The organism is Hansschlegelia zhihuaiae (assembly GCF_004103825.1).
Classification (GTDB): Bacteria; Pseudomonadota; Alphaproteobacteria; order Rhizobiales; family Methylopilaceae; genus Methylopila; species Methylopila zhihuaiae.
In genome coordinates this window covers 286,585-305,385 of sequence record NZ_RYFI01000001.1, presented here as the reverse complement: position 1 = coordinate 305,385, position 18,801 = coordinate 286,585, and the positions used below count along the sequence as shown (strand labels likewise).

Here is an 18,801-nt window from a genome sequence, read left to right as displayed (position 1 = left end):
CGCGCCCCCCCCCCGCCATGCCGTTCGGTCGGGCGAGGGGGCTTTTGCCGCTGCCGGTGTCGGGCAAACGGCTGAGCGGCTTCGGGGAGGGCGACGGCATGTTCGCCAAGGGGGTGCGATTCGCGGCGTCTCCGGGCGCGCCGGTCACGGCTCCGGCGGACGGCTGGGTGGTCTATGCCGGCCGGTTCCGGTCGCTCGGCCAACTCTTGATCCTCAACACCGGCGACGGCTATCATGTGCTTCTTGCGGGCATGGAGCGTATTTCCGTCGCATTGAACCAGTTTGTTCTCGCGGGCGAGCCCGTGGCGACGATGCGCAGCGCGAACGCCGGGAACGGACAACCGGCGACGTCATCGTCCGAACGGCCCGTGCTTTATGTCGAGTTCCGCAAGGACAAGGGCTCGATCGACCCCTCGCCCTGGTGGGCCGGGACCCCAGGCGAAAAGGCAGGCGGATGATGCGAAAGGTTTCTCTGGTCCTCTTCGGCGCGGTGGTCGGCGCCGCCGCCGCGGGCATGGCGATTCAGCCCCGCGCCTTCTTCGGCGCGCCCGCAGAGGCCGCGGGATCCGCCGACACCTATCGCCAGCTGAACCTTTTCGGAGACGTGTTCGAGAGGGTCCGGGCCGACTATGTCGAGAAGCCGGACGACGGAAAGCTCGTCGAGGCGGCGATCAACGGCATGCTGTCGGGCCTCGATCCGCATTCGAGCTACATGGACGCCAAGGCGTTCAAGGAGATGCGCACCAACACCGACGGCGAGTTCGGCGGCCTCGGCATCAAGGTCCAGATGTTCGAGAAGCTGATCCGCGTCGAGGGCGCGATCGACGACACGCCGGCCCAGAAGGCCGGCATCCGGGCCAAGGACATCATCACCCAGATCGACGGCCAGCAGGTCGAGGGCATGTCGCTCGAGCAGGCGGTCGAGAAGATGCGCGGGCCGGTCGGCACGCCCATCACCCTCACCATCCAGCGCGAGAACATCGAGAAGCCGGTCGAGGTGAAGCTCGTCCGCGACAAGATCCGGCTCGACTCGGTGAAGTGGGAGGTGATCGGCGACGATCTCGGCTACATCCGCGTCAGCCAGTTCAACGCCCAGACCTTCGAGATGATGAACAGGGGGCTCGACCAGATCGAGGCCAAGGTGCCGAACGACAAGCTCAAGGGCTTCATCATCGACCTGCGCAACAACCCCGGCGGCCTGCTCGACCAGGCGATCGCGGTCTCGGACGCGTTCCTCGAGCGCGGAGAGATCGTCTCTACGCGGGGCCGGAACCCCGAAGAGTCTCAGCGCTTCAACGCGCGGCCCGGCGACCTCGCCAAGAACAAGCCGGTGATCGTGCTGGTGAACGGCGGCTCCGCCTCGGCCTCCGAGATCGTCGCCGGCGCCCTGCAGGACCACAAGCGCGCGACCGTGCTCGGCACGCGCTCCTTCGGCAAGGGCTCGGTCCAGACCATCATCCCGCTCGGCGGCAACGGGGCGATCCGTCTGACGACGGCGCGCTACTACACGCCCTCCGGCAAGTCGATCCAGGCGAAGGGCATCTCGCCCGACATCGAGGTCAAGCAGGAACTGCCCGAGGACATGAAGGACAAGGACTTCGACACCAAGGGCGAAGCCGGGCTGAAGGGCCACCTCAAGAACGGCGACGACGAGCAGTCCGGCTCCTCGGCCTATGTCCCGCCGGAGCGCAAGGACGACAAGCAGCTCAACTACGCCCTCGACCTGATGCGCGGCATCCAGTCGAACGCCAACTTCCCGCCGCAGGGCAAGACCAGCGCGAACTAGGTGCGGGCCGAGCGGACGCCAATGACCAAGACCCCCGGATCCAGGATCCGGGGGTTTTTTGCTTTTGGACGGAGGGGTCGGGCGGCCCGCAACTTCTTCGGCGGGCGGAGCGCGAATCTTTTATGGTTCCGCGCGAGGAGCCGATGACCCAGGACGAGCTCAAAAAGCCGCTGGCCCCGAAAGCCGCGACCCGCGTCCGCCGCGCGCCGCGGCTCGGCGGCGTCGCGGCGCTCGCGCTCGCCTCCTGCGGCGCGCTCGGCGTGGTGGCGGCCTGGGCGCTGTTCGTGACCGATCCGCTCGGCGGCGAGCCGGTCGCGACCGCGTCGATCGAGCGCCGCACGGCCGCTCCCCTGACCCAGACCGCGGCGGCGCCCGAACCCGAGGACCCTCAGCCGAAATCGCGCGACGGCGTGCCGATCGTGCGGCCGGGCGACCCGATGCCCAAGGCTGGCCCCGTCATCATCCGGGTGCCGGGCGCGGACGATCCGTCCGGCGCCGGCGCGCCGCCGGCCAAAGCCGGCGAGGTCCAGACCGCGATGCTCGAGGAGAGCCGCCACGGCCAGCTGCCGCGGATCGCGGCCGACGGCCGCCGCCCGCTCGACGCCTATGCGCGGGCCGTGCGCGCCGCCGGCCCGAAGGTCGCGCTGGTCGTGGCGGGGCTCGGCGTCGGCCGCGAGGCGACCGCCGAGGCGCTGAAGACTTCGCCCGAGGTGACGCTCGCCTTCTCGCCTTACGGCTCGGACGTCGCGGATTTCGTGGAGGAGGCGCGCAAGGCCGGTCACGAGGTGCTGATCCAGACGCCCATGGAGCCTTTCGCCTATCCGTCCAACGATCCGGGCCCGCAGACCCTGCTGACCAGCCTGCCCGCGCCCGCCAATCTCGACAGGCTGCGCTGGGCGCTCGGGCGCGCCCGGGGCTATGTCGGCGTCGCGCCGCTGAGCGGCGCGAAATTCCTGCAGTCCGACGACGCGCTCGCGCCGGTCTTCACCGAGATCGCCCGGCGCGGCCTGATGTTTTTGGGCCAGGCCGGCTCCGAGAGCCGCTTCGGCGCGGTCGCCGAGCGAGCCGGCCTCGCCTTCGCCCGCGCCGGAACGCCGATCGACGCGGTCCCCGACGCCGCCGCGATCGACGCCGCGCTCGCGGCGCTGGAGCGAGACGCCAAGGCGAACGGGACCGCGGTCGGCTGGGCCGGCTCCTCGCCTCTCACGCTGAAGCGCATCGAGGCCTGGCGGACCGGCCTGAAGTCCCGCGGCGTGACGCTGACGCCCGTCACCGCCGCGCTCAAATCGCCGGGCCCGTCATGAACGACGCTCCGTCGGCGACGAGGCCCTATCGCCGGTGCGTCGGCGTCGCGCTGTTCAACGGCTCGGGTCGCGTCTTCCTCGGCCGGCGCCGCAACGCCTCGCGCGACGATCCGGCCGAGACGCCGCATCGCTGGCAGATGCCGCAGGGCGGCATCGATCGGGACGAGGCCCCGTTCGACGCCGCGCGGCGCGAACTCGCCGAGGAGACCGGCGTGCGCTCCGTCGAGCTGCTCGGCGAGGCGCCGGAGTGGTTTACCTACGACTTCCCGCCCGAGCTGATGGCCCGGACCCGCAGCGGCCGGTTCATGGGCCAGACGCAGCTCTGGTTCGCGTTCCGCTTTACGGGCGACGATCGCGAGATCGACCTGTCGCCGCCCGGCCACAAGCCCGAATTCGACGCCTGGCGCTGGGCGACGCTCGCCGAGACCCCGGGCCTGATCGTGCCCTTCAAGCGCGGCGTCTACGTCCAGGTCGCGAAGGCCTTCGCGCGCTTCGCGGGCTGACGGGATCACTCGGCCGCGCGATCGACCCGCGGTTCGATCCGCTCCTTGCCGTCGACCGTGACGCGGCGCGACACGATCCGGTCGCCGGGGGCCACGGGTCCGAGCGGCACGTCGCGGTCGGGCAGGATGACGGTCGCCCGGTCCCCGACCATGACGATCAGCTGCGTGTGGTCGCGGACGGCGCCGACCGCCCACTGCTTGAAATTCTCGTAGAAGGGTTTACGCCGCCATGCGTCGGGCGCGGTCGGATCGACGTTGATGACGAAGGCCGCCTTGTCGGTGCTGCCATACATGACGAATTTGGAGCGGTCGGGCCGCCACTCGGGCCCGAAGCTCTCCCGCAGGAGCCATATGCAATGGAACGTTCGGCACTCGCCCGGCCGGTCCTCATAGATTCGGCACGCGCGGCCGATGTCGCAATGCGGGCACCAGCGAGCGGCAGGCTTGTCGAGTTCGACGATGCCCAGAACCTTGCAGCACATGGTGCATCCGCCGCAGCTTCGTTCCGCCATCGCTCCGTCCCATGATCCGACAGGGTCTCTTAGAGCATCGCGTCGGGTCTTGGCGAGCCGCCGCGCCTGCAGGCGCGGTCTGAGGCGCGCCTGATGTCCCCCGACGCCGTCGCCTTCGAGCGCCTCCGCGCGGCGTTCCGCTGGGAGATCCCCGAGCGCTTCAACATCGCCGAAGCGATCTGCGACCGCTGGGCTCGGCGGGAGCCTGAGCGCCTCGCGATCCTGACCAAGCATCCCGGCCATGCCCTCGAGCCGACGAGCTATGGCGAGCTCGCCCGCGCCTCGCACGCGCTCGCGGCCGGGCTTGCGAAGCGGGGCGTCGCACGGGGCGACCGGATCGCCGTGCTGCTGCCGCAGGGCGCGGAGGCGGTCGTCGCCCATCTCGCCTGCTCCCGGCTCGGCGGCGTCGCCGTGCCGCTCGCGCTCGCCTTCGGGCCGGACGCGATCGAATACCGGCTAGCCGATGCGGACGCCCGGGCGGTCGTGACCTGCGCCGCCGGGCTCGAGAAGCTGGCCGAGATCGAAACCCATCTGCCCGAGCTGTCGGTCGTGGTGTCGACCGACGGCGCGGAGGGCGGGGCGCTCGACTACCGGGCGCTGGTCGCGGAGGGCGGCGAGGTTCCGTTTGTCGACACGACGCCGGACGATCCTGCGCTCATGATCTACACCTCCGGCACCACGGGCCCGCCCAAGGGCGCGCTGCATGGCGGGCGCGTGCTTCTCGGCCACCTGCCGGGCTTTGGGCTCACCCATGACGGCTTCCCGCGGGACGGCGACCGCGGCTGGACGCCGGCCGACTGGGCTTGGGCCGGCGGGCTGCTCAACCTGCTGATGCCGTGCCTCTACGAGGGCGTGGCCGTCGTGGCGCAGCCCACGACCAAGTTCAATCCGAACGCGGCCTTCGCGCTGATCGAGGAGGCGAAGGTGAAAAACGCCTTCATCCCGCCGACGGCGCTGCGGCTGATGGCGCAGGTCGAGGCGCCGCGCGAGCGCTGGCCGGGCATCGCGCTCCGCACGCTGGTCTCGGCCGGCGAGCGGCTGACGGAGGCCTCCTTCGACTGGTGTCGCGAGGCGCTCGGCGTGCCCGTCAACGAGGTCTACGGCCAGACCGAGTGCAACTACGTGCTGGCCTCGGCGGCGTCGCTCGGCGTCTCGCGCGCGGGCTTCACGGGCAAGCCCGTCCCCGGCCACGAGGTCGCGCTGTTCGACGAGGAGGGGGCGCCCTGCCGGCCGGGCGAGCAGGGCGAGATCTGCATTCGTCGCCCGGACCCGGTGATGTTCCTGGAATACTGGCGCCAGCCCGAAGCGACGGCGACGCGCTTCCGCGGAGACTGGCTGAGGACCGGCGACCAGGCGGTCATGGACGAGGAGGGCTATTTCCGCTTCGTCGGCCGCGACGACGACGTCATCACCTCGTCGGGCTACCGCATCGGCCCGAGCGACATCGAGGACTGCCTCGCCCGGCATCCGGCGGTCGCGCTCGCGGCGGCGGTGGGCAAGCCAGATCCGATGCGGACGGAGATCGTGAAGGCCTTCGTTCAGTTGAGGCCGGGGGTCGAGGCGACCGAGGCGCTGGCCGAGGAGCTGAAGCGTTTCGTCCGCCAGCGGCTCTCGCACCACGAATATCCGCGCGAGATCGCGTTCGTGGATCAGCTTCCGCTGACGACGACGGGAAAGATCATCCGGAGGGAGTTGAGGGGGCGGGGATAGCGCCGCCCGCATGTCCCGGCCTTGAGCCGGGACCCATTGTGCTCTGCGCTCTGAAGGTCGGCCCCGCCGGTGACGCGCCATCTTGCCCCCCGCTGCGCCGAATGGGTCCCGGCTCAAGGCCGGGACATGGGCGCGGCGGGTCAGATCAAGGGCGGCGTCTGATGTTGGGCAAGATCGTCAGGGGAAACAGGGATAGCGCCGCCCGCATGTCCCGGCCTTGAGCCGGGGCCCATTGTGCTCCGCGCTCTGAAGGTCGGCCCCGCCGGTGACGGGCTGTCCGCCCCCCGTGCCGAATGGGCCCCGGCTCGAGGCCTAAAGACTATCGACGGCTTCGACGCTTGTCTTCCGCCCCCGCCGCGCCGAATGGGTCCCGGCTCAAGGCCGGGACATTGGCGTAGCGCGCCTCACGCCGCCTTCTTCTGCTCCACCGCCTTGTGCTGGGCGTCGTAATAGTTCGCCTTGTCGCCGAACACGACGCGGCGGAGCAGGCGGCGCATGGTCTCGCTCTTGCGGAGCGGCTCGAGCGCCGAGCGGGCGGCGGTGTAGGCAGCGACCTTGAGGCCGTCGAGCGCGGGCTTCGCGCCGGGCGCGGCCTGCGGAAAGCCCTTCTCGCGCAGCCACGCGTTCATGAAGATCAGCTTGTTGCGGCGGACCACGTCGGCCGAGCGCCAGGTGATGGCCATCGAGATCGAATAGCTGTCGCCGGTCCTGACCCAGTGCGGGACCTGGTAGGGCACGAACACGCCCTCGCCGGGCTTCAGGTCGTAGACCTTGGCGCGCGCCTCGAAGCGCTCCTCGTAGGGCAGGTTGCGGTGCTTGGAGGGCGCGCTCTCGAGCAGCTCCTCGGAGACCAGAGCGCGGTCCTCATTGTCGAACAGATGGAAGAATTTCGGCCCGTGGATCTGGACGAAGAAATTGTCCTCGTTGTCGCAATGGAACGGCGTCGTGGAGTTCGCCGAGGAGACGAAGATGAAGCCCTCGATCTCGCGGAAGCTCGCGCCGTCGAGGCTCTGATGGCCGAGCTGGCGGGCGATCGAGAGCAGCGCCTGCTCCATCATCTCGCGATAGGCCGGCACGTCCTCGACGCGCTTCAGCACCATCCAGGCGCCTGCTGTCTCGATCTGGCGCACCACCTCCTCGGGCGAGAGGTCGACCAGGGGCGTGTCTTCGGCTTTCTGGTTCACCGAGACCTTGCCGGAATTGTATTCGATGCGGTCGCGCGGCAGCTCGCGGGTCAGCTCGATCAGCCGCGGCAGCTGCAGCAGCGGATGGCCGACGAGGTCGTGCTCGATCTTGAAGTGGCGGAGCGGGTAGCGGGAGGCGAGGTCGCCGGCCTCGGCGGTGAGCGCGGTCATCGGGATCGGTCCTTCAGCCGGTGGTAGAGGTTGCGGGCCTTGAGGCGGGCGGCGCGGCGGGCGCGCTCCGTCCTGGCCGCGAGAGGAAGCAGGCGCGCGGCGCCGGGGCTCAGCGCGATCATCCAGTCGCCCAGCACCAGGCGCTCCCGCCAGACGTGGTCGATCATCGGATGGTTGGCGATCGCGGTCGAGTCGACGGCGTCGATCCCGGGGTCGTCGAGCATGCGCCGCGTCAGTTCGAGCGTGAGCTGGACGCCCGGCGAGCACCGCGAGAGCCCTTCGTCATAGGCGACCTTGTAGAACCAGGCCTGTCGCCCGCTGGTGAGTACGAGCCCGGCCGAGACCAGCTTCTCGCCGACGAAGAGCTCGAGGACGCGGGCTTCGCCCTTGCCGGCGCGGCCGGCGAACAGCTCGCGCACGAATTGGAGCTGGTCCTCGTGGAAGCGCATGGCCGAGCGGCTCTCGCCTTTCCAGCCTGCCGCCTCGAGCTCCAGGAACCGCTCGAGCGCCGCCGCGACGTCTTCGGGCGACCGCGACTCGCGCCAGCTCGTCGGGCCGTCGTCGGCGAGCCGCCGGAACTGGCGGCGAAGCTCCTTCAGCTTCTTTGCGGACAGCGAGGCGGTCAGATAGCCTTCCGCCGTCTCGTTCGAGCGCAGCATGGCGCGGCCATGGCTCTCGATCCGCACGAGCGAGCGGCCCGTGAAGGCGACCGCGGCGCGCACCGCGTCGGCGGTCGGCCCGCTCTCGGGCAGGAAGCGGAACAGGAAGAGCGACTGGCCCATCTCCGAAAGGCCGTCGAGCAGTCCTTCGATTGCGAGCGACGCGCGCTCGCGATCGACCATCGGCGCGCCGAGCGCTCCGAAATAAGCCCAATGGGCGCTGGTCTGTCCCGACAGCCCCGGCATGATCCGATAGGAGACGACCGGCACGACGCCGAGCAAGCGTTCCGGCGCCAGCGCGTCCCAGACGACGGCGAGCCGCACGTTGCGGACCGATTTCAGATGACGGGCCGCGATCGCGAAATCCGCTTCGCAGAACACGTTGCGCTGAAGCGCGCGCGACGACAGGTCCTCCCAGGCGGCTCGATGCTTGGCGAGAGCCTCGATGGTCGTCAGCTCGAAGCGGACTGGCTCGGCCCGGGCCATGGGCGCGACCAGCTCGTCGCCCGTCGGCATCGGCAGCGCGAGCATGTCGGTGACGGCGTCGCCGGTCGCGATGCGCGCCGAGTTGGGATGCGGGGCCGGCCCGCGGCCCCAGGGCAGCGCGCCGAGACCGAGCCTGCGCCGGGTGATCCAGAACAGGATGACGGATTCGGCGACCTGAGTGATCGAGGTCGCGATCGCGGCGCCGGTCATCCCGTAGTCCGGCACCAGCGTGAAGCAGAGGGCGACGTTGAGCGCGAAGGCCCCGCCATAGACGCTCGCGCAGATGTTCTGCTGGCCGAGCATGTTGAGCAGCCGCTCGAGCGGGCCGACCACCGAGCGGGCGAGCAGCCCGACCGCGATGATGTAGAGCAGCTGGTAGCCCTCGGTGAAGTCCGAGCCGAACAGCCACAGGATCGGCCAGCCGACCGCGAGCAGGATCGCGCAGCCGGCGAGCGACGGCCAGAAGGTCCAGCGCGCGGCGTCCCGCACCATGGTGGCGAGCCGGGCGTGGTCGCCCGCGACCGCATATTCGGTGAAGCGGTGCGCGACCGCGGCCGACACCGAGAACGACACGAAGGCGACGAGCGACATCACCTTCACGGCCGCATAATAGACCGCGACGTCGTGCGGCGGGTGGAACGCCGACAGGATCAGCACGTCGGTGTAGGCGAGCAGCAGGTAGAAGCCCTCGACCATGAAGATCGGCAGCGACACCTTCATCCAGGTCTTGGGCGCGTAGGCTCGCGGGCCGGGCGGGACCTTCCGCTTCAGCCGGCGGCCGAGCATCAGCAGTTGCGCCAGCGAGGTCGCCCAGGTGGCGATCACGGTCGCGGCCATCGCGGTGGTCGCGGTCGGCGCGAACTGCTCGTAGCTCAGCGCGCCGAGCAGCGCGAGGATCAGCAGCGGGCGCACGAAGTAGGCCGGCGCGAGCGCGACGTCGATCCAGTTGTGCGAGCGCGCGATGCCGTCCTGCACGTCGGTCAGCACGTACATCGGCACGCAGACCAGCGCGAGGTAGAGCGGGATGACGGTCCAGCTCTCGAGGTGCTCGGCGAACAGCCAGATGCCGCCGAGCCCAAGAACCGCGATCGAGGTCGAGATCGCCATCGCCATGACGCGGCTGCCGAGCAGGAAGCCGCGCAGCAGCTTGAGCTCGCCGGATTCCGAATATTCCGGGATGAAGCGCTGCGGAGCCGAGGCGAGGCCGAGGCTGGTCAGGCCGCCGAGCAGCAGCACCCAGGTCCAGACATAGACATAGACGCCGTATTCGGTCTGCCCCATCCAGCGCGCGAGCAGGATCTGCGACGCGAACGCGATGCCGGCGTTGACCACGCGGATGAGAAACGCCGAGCCCGCGACCTTCTGGGCGACGGCGGTGTCGGACCGGTCTGCCAGCAGCGCGCGCAGCCGCGCGGCGAGCCCCGCAAGGCCGCCCGGCTTGCCGCCTGCGCCGAACCCGGCGCCCACGTCCATGTGCATGTCGGGCTTCGTCCCCATCGTCACGCGGATGTCCTTAGCGCGAACGCGTTTAAGGATGGGTTCGGGAAGAGCGTAAACGAAGCCGTTCCGGAAAGGCTCGCCTTTTAGTGATCCGGCAGCCGAGCCGGCGGCGTAATGTGGAATCGGTCAAACTATCAACTGTCTGTCACAGCCAGCCCCTAGTCCTTCGCGGTCTGAAACACCCGCCAAGGAGCGCCTCATGCGCGGCCCCGGTCAGCCTTCCGATCCCACCCGTCGTCTCGTCCTGTCGCGCGCGGCGCTCGCCCTCGGCGGCGCCGCGGCGCTGTCCGTATTCCCCCGTCCGGCGCTGTCGCTCGCCAACCGCCGTCCCCTGCTGCCGTCCGGCGTGCAGAGCGGCGACGTCGGCGCCCACAACGCCATGATCTGGGGCCGCGCCGACCGGGCCTCGCGCATGACGGTCGAATGGTCCACCACCGAGAGCTTCAAGGAGGTCCGGCGCGTCGCGGGCCCCGACGCGATCGGCGGCTCGGACTTCACGGCCCGCATCGATCTTCGCGGGCTGCCGGAAGGCCAGGACATCTTCTACCGCGTGAGCTTCACCGACCTGAAGGACCTCGGCGCCGTCAGCGAGCCGGTCGTCGGCCGCTTCCGCACCGCGCCGGCGAACACGCGCGACGTCAGCTTCGTCTGGACCGGCGACACGGTGGGTCAGGGCTGGGGCATCAACCCCGATTTCGGCGGCATGAAGGCCTATGAGGCCATGCGCCGGACGCAGCCGGACTTCTTCATCCACTCCGGCGACACGGTCTATGCCGACGGCCCGCTGCAGGCCGAGGTCGACCTCGGCGGCGGCCGCCGCTGGAAGAACATCGTCACCGAGGCGAAGTCCAAGGTCGCCGAGACGCTCGGCGAGTTCCGCGGCCAGCACGAATACAACCTGATGGACGACAATGTCCGCCGCATGTACGCCGAGGTGCCGCTGTTCGCGCAGTGGGACGACCACGAGACCACCAACAACTGGTATCCGCAGGAAGTCCTCGAAGACGAACGGTACAAGGTGAAGAGCGTAGCCCTGCTCGCCGCCCGGGCGCGCCGCGCCTTCTTCGACTACATGCCGATCCGCATCGACCAGCAGGACCCCGAGCGGATCTACCGCAAGGCGTCCTACGGGCCGCTGCTCGACGTGTTCTTCCTCGACATGCGCAGCTACCGCGGCCCCAACACCACGAACCTCCAGACCACGCGCTCGGAGGAGACTGCGATCCTCGGCGAGCGGCAGGTGCGCTGGCTGAAGGACCAACTCGCGAAGAGCCGCGCGACCTGGAAGGTGATTGCCGCCGACATGCCGATCGGCCTCGAGGTCCCGGACGGGACCAACTGGGAGGCGATCGCGAACGGTGAGGACGGCAAGCCGAAGGGCCGCGAGTTCGAGATCGCCGAGCTGCTGCGCTTCATCAAGCGCCGCGAGATCAAGAACACCGTGTGGGTCACCGCCGACGTGCACTACACGGCGGCGCACCACTACCACCCGAACCGCGCGAAGTTCCAGGACTTCAACCCGTTCTGGGAGTTCGTCGGCGGCCCGATCAACGCCGGAACCTTCGGCCCGAACCCGCTCGACATGACGTTCGGCCCCGAGGTCGTGTTCCAGAAGGTCCCGCCCGCCAGCCAGGCGAACCTGTCGCCGATGGACGGCCACCAGTTCTTCGGCCACGCGGCGATCAAGGGCCGCACCGGCGTGCTGACCGTCACGCTCAAGGACCTCGACGGCAAGGACCTGTACAGCGTCGACCTCGAGCCTGAGGCCTGATCGAGGGCTGGCAGGGACGCGCGATCCCCTCTCTGCGCGGCAGGGAGGGGAGACGGGTGCCAGGAGCACACGACGTCAAGCGCTACGAGCGCCAGATAGTGTCGCAGTTTGAATTTGGCCCTGGAAGGCGGTCGGAAAAGAGGGCGATGGGACTCGCAGATTCTTTTCGCTCATTGACACGGTTGCGAAGCCCCGCGACCTTCGCGCCATGTCAGCGACACCCATCGACGTCCAAGCCCGCCTTGAATACGCCAGAGCCGCAGTGGCCGTCCTCCGTGCCCTGCGGATCATGGACACCAAGATGCGCTATGGCCAGTTCGCGGAAGCGATCGGACTGATATCCGATGGCGGTAAATGGGAGCCGTGGCACCAGCAGCAGGTACGGGACATTCTGGTCTTAGTCGCAGCGACTGAAGGCCAACCGGGCGCTCAAATCGCTAGCCCGCTGGAGTTTGATCGGATCGTCAACAAGGACGGCACGCCCGGCGCGGGTTTCCATAAGACCAGCAAAATCCTGTCTGCTAATGTCGGCACATAAGAAGCCCGACACGCGCCGGTAGTTTCGTGGTGTTATTTTCGGAACAATTTCTTAGACAAACCGCTTTGTCGAATCATCGACGACAGCACAAATTGTCCCACAACGTCGTTCTCGTTGTGGGGCGCATAGGTTACAAGCCAAACCTTGCCACTGTGCTCACCGCGATAGCAGCGGGCTCCCGCCATCGTGTCGATGAAGCTTAAAACCGTGAGCAAGGATAATAGCTAGAAATTCAGCGTACGTGCATTTTAAGCTGGGCACGCGATGTCAAAACCGGCTCTCACTTCGTCTCTTTCTCGAGAATCGGTACGCATCGTATGCAGGAAGTAGCCAAATGCCAGCTTTAGCCTAAGGAAAAGCGGCGCTCTCCTGTGCAAAAGCTGTTGGGCCACCTCAGGAGATTCCGCCATCGCGCTCTTTATATATTCGCCAATGGCTTGGTTCAGCCGCGCTTTCGCCTCGTCGAAAGTGCGCGCTTCCACCGCGATATCCAAATCCACGCAAATGGCCTGAATGTCGCCGGGCCGTCCAAACGCAAAGCACTGGAGTGTGCGTTTGGTCATTTTTCAAACGTCTCCATCGCTCTCAAAACACGTGTACAGGATACAACAGATAGGCCTAATTTCGATAGGCTACCAGCGTTAGCCGATGTCACATTTCGTAGCGCTAAAACGCAGTGCATTCGCGCAACAAAATGCGCGATGAAATCGCGTTAAAAATATTCGTCGCGTTCAAGCCGCAATTCGCTCTTTGTAAGGTCCGCGCTTGCCTGGCGTCTCTCAAAGGTCGAGGAACATATTCCTTGACATTCGCCCCCGCCCATGCTCTCATTCCGTCACCCTTCCTCGTCGCGGAAGGCGTGTCCGGACCGGCCGGGCGTGCGGGGGAGGGGCGGCGCCTGCGCCTGCGAGCACCGGAGCTCGCGGTCCCGGGACGCCGGCCGCTGGGGTGGTGGGTCTGATGGGACGGCGACGTCTCGTCTGGGCCGCCCGCTCTGAAAGCCGCCCGTCCCGCATTATGACGGGGCCGCGTCATCGAGACGCCTTAAGGGCGGGGTCTTGGGTCCTCCGACCCAGGACGCCGCGCCGGAGCAGCTGGCGAAGCGGTCGGTGAGAAGACGTCGCGCGCGGGGCACCGGGCGACCGGATCGCCGAACACTGACGGCATGTGGTGGCCCGGCGCCCTGCGCCTTCCCACTGAGGTTTGGTTGCGTGACCAGAGCTGGCTTCGATAGCGACGGCTGATCCGGCCGGCGGCCGAGGAGGCGCGTCTTCTCCCTCCCCTTTCAAAGGGGAGGGTGGACGGGCGAAGCCCGGCCGGGTGGGGACCGGACAGGATGAGGCTCGACCTTCGCCGTGCGCTCCACGCCCCAAGCCCCCTCCCGGCCCTTCGCTTCGCTCAGGTCCACCCTCCCCGCTGCCGCGGGGCAGGGAGAAGGGAGCAGCGCTCGCCGCGCCCCTCTCCCGCTTGCGGGAGAGGGTAAGGGTGAGGGGGCGCGGCGGAGGGCTCTCAGGACGTGGCGCCTCGACCGGAAGACGGCGTCTCGCCCATGACAGACCCTCACCCCGGCCCTCTCCCGCAAGCGGGAGAGGGGGAAGGGCGCCGCCCGTTCCCTCAGCGCACAGAACCGTTCGCTCTCGTCTCAGACAGCGGCGCCTCGCCGGAGCCAGACTGCGCGGCCGTCTCCCGGCGAGGAGCGGCCGCGCCGGCCGGACCAGGCGGTCCGCGCCGCGGCGACAATCAAGAAGATGAAGGGATGGCGATGACCAAGACACTCCGATCGCTGCATCGGTCAGCCTTGCTGGCCGGAGCGGTCGCGTTCGCGCTGGCGTCGGTCTGCGCGCCGACGACCGCCCGGGCCGACGAGGACGACGCCCAGACGGCGGCCGCCGGCGAGGTTCCGCAGGACACGCTCAAATCGCCCATGCACCTGAAGGACGAGGGCGTGTTCTTCGTCAATGGCGACGTCATCAAGGCCAAATACCCGACCTCGCCCGACCCGGTCCCGGGCAGGGTGATGATCAACCAGATGTATGTGCACTACCGGATCCCGGTGTCGGCCAAGAAGACGCCCGTCGTCATGGTGCATGGCGGCGGCCTGACAGGCGTGACCTATGAGACGACGCCGGACGGCCGCGAGGGCTGGGCGACCTATTTCGTGCGCAAGGGCTACCCGGTCTATGTCGTCGACATTCCGGGCCGCGGCCGCTCGGGCTTCAATGTCGAGGCGATCAACGAGGCGAAGGAGACCGGCGACGTCACGGGCCTGCCGGTGATCCGCCGCACCACGCTGAACGACGCCTGGGCGTCGTTCCGCTTCGGTCCGGAATACAAGAAGAAATATCCGGGGGTGAAATACCCGCTCGACCACGTCACCGACTTCGCCGGCCAGGGCGTGCCCTATGGCGAACTGACGCTCGAAGGCGGCGCGCTGGTGCAGAACGCGAACGCCGTCACGGCGCTGTTCGAGAAGATCGGCCCCGCGATCCTGCTGGTGCATTCGCAGTCCGGCCCGACCGCCGACATGGTGGTGGGCCGCCGCCCGGACCTCGTGAAGGCCGTCATCAATGTCGAGGGCAACCAGCTCACGATCCCGACCGACGAGCAGATCGCGGCCTATCGCAACGTGCCGGACCTCGAGATCTTCGGCGACAATGTCGAGGGCAATCCGAGCTCGACCGGCCAGTCCCGGCTCGACGGCCGCACCGCGGTCGTGAAGCGGATCAGGAAGGCCGGCGGCGACGCCAAGGTCGTCCAGCTTCCCTCCGTCGGCTTCAAGGGCAACACCCACATGCTGATGCAGGACAGGAACAACCTGAAGGTCGCCGACTATCTGCTCGACTGGCTCGCCGAGAAGGTGAAGGAGTGACCAGGGCCGCCTGAGGGGCGGTCAGCCCGCGAAGCCGCCTTCCGCCAGGAACGCCGTCTCGGCCGGGCTCGAGTCCCGGCCGAGCACGGCGTTGCGATGGGGGAAGCGGCCGAAGCGGTCGATGATGTCGGCGTGGAGCTCGGCGTAGACGAGACCGTTCGGGTCGCCGAGCTTCGCGAACAGCCGCACGCTTTCGCGCTGGAGGACGGCGTCCTCGGCGTGCTCGAAGGGCAGGTAGAAGAACCGGCGCATCTGGTTGGTGACCCTCAGGTCGAGCCCGCGGGCGATCGCGGCGGCCGCGATCGCGACGGCGCGGGCGTCGCTCGCAAAGGCGCGCCTGGTTCCGCGGAACAGGTTTCGGGGCGCCTGGTCGAGCAGGATCAGCAGGGCGCAGGCGCCGAGCGGCGTCTCGTCCCAATGGTCGAGCGCGCCGACGGCGGCCGCGTCGTGGAGCCCGCCGAGCCGCAGCCGCACCAGCGCGTCGAACGCGCTGGATTTCGTGAACCAGCGATCGTAGCCGGCCGCCCGCCAGAACGCGACGACCCCGAGCGCTTCCGGCGGCGTGCTCACACCCGCACCCGCTTGGCCGCGACGTCCTCGTAGAGCGCGGCGTCGAGGGGGGCGTAGCGCCGCTCGGCGGGGCAGGCGAGATACATCGGGTCGGAGACCAGCCGCGGGTCGCAGCCCTCCCGCACGAGGTCGACCTTGCGCTGCTTGAAGGTGCCGGTGACGTCGAGCTCGCGGCCGAGCCGCAGGACGACGGGCCGGGCGAAGGCCGGCAGGCTCCGCTCGATATGGGCCGCAAGCCCTGCGAGGTCGATGCCTTCCGGCTCCGGCACCAGCATCGCCATGCCGGCCCGCCCGTCATGGCCGGGAATCGCGACGCCATAGACATTGACGTCCTTGACGCCGGGAAACACCGAGATCGCCTCCTGCACCTCGGAGGTCGCGACGTTCTCGCCCTTCCAGCGGAAGGTGTCGCCGATGCGGTCGACGAAGTAGAAATAGCCGTCGGCGTCGCGCCGCATGATGTCGCCGGTGCGGAACCAGCGGTCGCCGGTCTCGAAGGCGTCGGCCAGCACCTTGCGCTTCGTGGCCTCCGGGTCGGCGTAGCCCTCGAAGCGCGCGGAGGGCCGCGTCGGGTCGTTGAGGATCTGCCCGATCGCCTCGCCGGGCTCGTCGGGGCCGCATTCGACGCAGAAGCCGTCCGGCCCGCGGACCGCCTCGCCGGCCTCGACGTCGAACTTGACGATCTTCACCGGGAATTTGCGCTTCATGTACCAGGCGATGCGCCCGACGGCGCCCGGCATTCCGTCGAAATTGAACAGCGCGACGTTGCCCTCGGTCGCCGCGTACCATTCGAGGATGGTCGGGATCCTGAAGCGGCGCTGGAACTCGGGCCAGACGTCGGGCCTGAGGCCGTTGCCGCAGACCAGCCTGAGCTTGTGGCGCTTCTCGGCCTCGCATTCCGGGGTGTGGATCAGGTAGCGGCAGAGCTCGCCGATATATTGCGCGAGCGTGCAGCCGCTCTCGACCACGTCGTCCCAGAACCGGCTCGCCTGGAACTTCTCGCGGATCACCACCGAGGCGCCGGCGATCAGCGGGCTGCCGGCCGCGATCACGCCGCCCGCCGTGTGGTACATCGGCAGGCACTCATACATCCGGTCGTCGGGCCGGATGCCCATCGCCCCGCAGAAGCCGTGGGAGATCGCCATCAGTCGGTAGTGGTTGATGTTCGCCGCCTTCGGCAGGCCTGTGGTGCCGCTCGTATAGATGTAGAGCGCCCGGTCCTCGATGGTGAGCTGCGGCAGGTCGCTGGCCGGGAGCGCGTCCCGCGGCAGCGCCGCGACCGCCTCGTCGATGCGCGGCCAGCCGTTCTCGCCGGCTCCGTGCAGCCACACCTTCGGTCTAGGGTCGCAGGCTACGAGGCACTGCGCAGAGGCGTAGGCCGCCTCCAGCTCGGCGGCCACGACCACGTGCGTCGGCCTCACGATGGTGACGCCATGCGCGAGCGCCGCGCCCGACAGATTGGTGTTGAGCAGCGCGACCGCGCCGCCGATCCGGGTCACGCCGACCCAGAACGCCAGATAATCGGGCCGGTTCGGCATCATCAGCGCGACCGTGTCGCCCTTCTGGACGCCATTCTGCTTCGCCCAGCGCGCATAGGCGTTGGCGCGGCCGTTCAGCTCCTCATAGGTGTAGGTCTCTCGCTCCGAGATCAGCGCGAGCCGGCCGCGATGCGTCTCGGCCAGTTCGGCGATCACATGTGGAAATACGCGGCTGCGGTTCTTGCCGATGTGGGTGGTGGCCTTCAGGGCGCGAAGCACGCCGGACAGACACGCGAACTCCCGTGCGATGCGCGACCTCGCGGCCATGGGGTCTCCTCACGCGCGCTCTTGGGTCCGCGCCGCGACGGCGGTCGTGAAGAGCGTCTCGTTTCGAGCATGAAGCCTGCGCGGGGAGACGCTGTCCACCCTGTTCGGGCGCCCCTTATGACGTTGTGAGGCGTCACCCGAGCAGCCCCCGCCCGCGCGGGGCGAGCGGATTGTCGAACAGCGCGTCGCGATCGGGACGGTCCGGCGCGGCCTGCCCGGCGAAGGCGGCGTAGAGGCCGGCCAGAAGGTCAGGCGCGAGGTTCTCGCCGATCGCGACGAGGCGCGTGCGCGCGTCGCCGTCCGGCCAGGCGTCGAGAAATCGCGGTTCGGCGAAGATGTGGCGCACGCCCTGCAGGACGAGCGGGCGGTCCGGCTCTTCGGCGATCTTCACGAGACCTTTCAGTCGCAGGAGCTTCGGGCCGTGTGCCGAGCGCAGCAGCTCGACGAAGAGATCGTAGGACGCGCGGGTCAGCGCCGCCTCGCTGGCGAGCGAGACCGTCGAGATCGCGCCATGCCCGGTCGGCGCCGCGGTCAGGTCGCGCGCGCGGATCGGCGCCTCGGCGACGAGCTGGGCGGCGTCGATCTCGGTCGCGTCGACGATGGATGCGAGCGGCGCGAGTTTGGCGATGAGGGCGCGGGTTCGCGCGAGATCCTCAGGCGCCGCGAGGTCGGTCTTGGAAATTGCGACCATATCGGCCATCGCGATCTGCCGGCGCGCATCCGGATGGTCCTCGACGGTCTTCGGCGCGTTGGTCGCGTCCGCGACGGCGACCAGCGACGCGAGCCGGTAGCGCATCGCAAGATAGGGGTGGAGGATCAGCGTCTGGAAGATCGGCCCCGGGTCGGCGAGGCCGCTGGTCTCGAGCACGAGCCGCGCGAAGGGCGGGATGCGGCCATTATCGCGAGCGCGCAGCAGGTCCTCGAGCGTCGCGATCAGGTCTCCGCGGAGCGAGCAGCACAGGCAGCCGCCCGCGAGCGCCACGACGCCGTCGGCGACATGCTCCACCAGCAAATGGTCGACCGCGATCTCGCCGGCCTCGTTGACCAGCACGGCGGCGTCCGCGAGCGCCGGGTCGCGCAGCAGGCGGTTGAGCAGCGTGGTCTTGCCGGCTCCGAGGAAGCCGGTGAGCACCGTGAGCGGGATGGCAGCAGGACGCTCGGGCATCAGAGGACGGCCGCGGCTGCGCGCCTCAGAACGCCGAATTGCGCCCGTCGGGAGCGGCGTTGCGGTAGATCGCGCCGGTGGTTGGCTGCGCGCCGGCGGAGGCGTCGATCGCGGGCTTGAGGTCGATCTTGGTCCTGCCGGTCTTCTGCTTCGTGGCCTTCGGCTTCGCGGCCTTGCCCTTGGTCGCCTTGAGCGAGCGGACCTTGGCGGAGCCGGGCTTGACCGCCTGACCCGAGACCGCCGGCGCGGCGGTGGGCGGGTTCGGCGC

The 18,801-nt window shown here is 68.9% G+C and carries 15 protein-coding genes and 1 pseudogene; 8 read left to right on the top strand and 8 right to left on the bottom strand.

Annotated features, from left to right (window positions below):
- The 4 genes from EK403_RS22850 to EK403_RS01400 all read left to right on the top strand — a co-directional run.
- Positions 1-458, top strand: a 458-nt coding sequence (locus EK403_RS22850) for a murein hydrolase activator EnvC family protein (protein ID WP_245479442.1), incomplete at its 5' end; no start/stop codon positions are given.
- Positions 455-1,786, top strand: a complete 1,332-nt coding sequence (locus tag EK403_RS01410) for a S41 family peptidase (protein WP_206659459.1) — start codon at positions 455-457, stop codon at positions 1,784-1,786. The genes EK403_RS22850 and EK403_RS01410, both read left to right, overlap by 4 nt.
- 143 nt (positions 1,787-1,929) lie before the next feature.
- Positions 1,930-3,090 carry a divergent polysaccharide deacetylase family protein gene (locus EK403_RS01405; protein ID WP_128775717.1) on the top strand — a complete coding sequence of 387 codons (1,161 nt, stop codon included), beginning with the start codon at positions 1,930-1,932 and terminating at the stop codon, positions 3,088-3,090.
- Positions 3,087-3,593 carry an RNA pyrophosphohydrolase gene (locus tag EK403_RS01400; RefSeq protein ID WP_128775716.1) on the top strand — a complete coding sequence of 169 codons (507 nt, stop codon included), beginning with the start codon at positions 3,087-3,089 and terminating at the stop codon, positions 3,591-3,593. Before EK403_RS01405 ends, EK403_RS01400 begins: the two co-directional genes overlap by 4 nt.
- Positions 3,594-3,598: 5 nt before the next feature.
- On the opposite strand, the gene EK403_RS01395 is transcribed toward EK403_RS01400, so the two are convergent.
- A complete protein-coding gene (locus EK403_RS01395; protein WP_128775715.1) occupies positions 3,599-4,105 on the bottom strand; it encodes a hypothetical protein in 507 nt (168 codons plus the stop codon).
- A gap of 93 nt (positions 4,106-4,198) precedes the next feature.
- On the opposite strand from EK403_RS01395, the gene EK403_RS01390 reads away from it, so the two are divergent.
- Complete coding sequence (locus EK403_RS01390; RefSeq protein ID WP_128775714.1) at positions 4,199-5,815, top strand: AMP-binding protein; 1,617 nt, start codon at positions 4,199-4,201, stop codon at positions 5,813-5,815.
- 404 nt (positions 5,816-6,219) lie between these two features.
- On the opposite strand, the gene EK403_RS01385 is transcribed toward EK403_RS01390, so the two are convergent.
- Together EK403_RS01385 and EK403_RS01380 are read right to left on the bottom strand one after the other, a co-directional pair.
- Positions 6,220-7,170, bottom strand: a complete 951-nt coding sequence (locus tag EK403_RS01385) for a cupin-like domain-containing protein (protein ID WP_128775713.1) — start codon at positions 7,168-7,170, stop codon at positions 6,220-6,222.
- Positions 7,167-9,812, bottom strand: a complete 2,646-nt coding sequence (locus EK403_RS01380; protein ID WP_245479461.1) for a GNAT family N-acetyltransferase — start codon at positions 9,810-9,812, stop codon at positions 7,167-7,169. The genes EK403_RS01385 and EK403_RS01380 overlap by 4 nt, the downstream gene beginning before the upstream one ends.
- 202 nt (positions 9,813-10,014) lie before the next feature.
- On the opposite strand from EK403_RS01380, the gene EK403_RS01375 reads away from it, so the two are divergent.
- Positions 10,015-11,586, top strand: coding sequence for an alkaline phosphatase D family protein (locus EK403_RS01375; protein ID WP_128775712.1), 1,572 nt, complete (start codon positions 10,015-10,017; stop codon positions 11,584-11,586).
- Positions 11,587-11,794: 208 nt separating this feature from the next.
- Positions 11,795-12,124, top strand: coding sequence for a hypothetical protein (locus tag EK403_RS01370; protein ID WP_128775711.1), 330 nt, complete (start codon positions 11,795-11,797; stop codon positions 12,122-12,124).
- Positions 12,125-12,372: 248 nt separating this feature from the next.
- Here EK403_RS01370 and EK403_RS01365 read toward each other — a convergent pair whose 3' ends face one another.
- Positions 12,373-12,687 (bottom strand): hypothetical protein, encoded by a 315-nt coding sequence (locus EK403_RS01365; protein WP_128775710.1) that lies wholly within the window; start codon positions 12,685-12,687, stop codon positions 12,373-12,375.
- 1,199 nt (positions 12,688-13,886) lie between these two features.
- Here EK403_RS01365 and EK403_RS01360 point away from each other — a divergent pair.
- Positions 13,887-14,993 (top strand): alpha/beta hydrolase family protein, encoded by a 1,107-nt coding sequence (locus tag EK403_RS01360; RefSeq protein WP_128775709.1) that lies wholly within the window; start codon positions 13,887-13,889, stop codon positions 14,991-14,993.
- Between the two features lie 21 nt (positions 14,994-15,014).
- Here the strand turns inward: EK403_RS01360 and EK403_RS01355 are convergent, their stop codons facing one another.
- The 4 genes and pseudogenes from EK403_RS01355 to EK403_RS22845 form a co-directional block, all read right to left on the bottom strand.
- A complete protein-coding gene (locus EK403_RS01355; RefSeq protein WP_128775708.1) occupies positions 15,015-15,563 on the bottom strand; it encodes a DUF924 family protein in 549 nt (182 codons plus the stop codon).
- Positions 15,560-17,368, bottom strand: a complete 1,809-nt coding sequence (locus EK403_RS01350) for a long-chain-acyl-CoA synthetase (protein ID WP_128775707.1) — start codon at positions 17,366-17,368, stop codon at positions 15,560-15,562. Before EK403_RS01350 ends, EK403_RS01355 begins: the two co-directional genes overlap by 4 nt.
- Before the next feature lie 133 nt (positions 17,369-17,501).
- Positions 17,502-18,533: a CobW family GTP-binding protein gene (locus EK403_RS01345; RefSeq protein WP_128775706.1), complete on the bottom strand. Its 1,032-nt coding sequence runs from the start codon at positions 18,531-18,533 to the stop codon at positions 17,502-17,504.
- 25 nt (positions 18,534-18,558) lie between these two features.
- A pseudogene (locus EK403_RS22845) lies at positions 18,559-18,801 on the bottom strand (D-alanyl-D-alanine carboxypeptidase family protein); the annotation flags it as partial.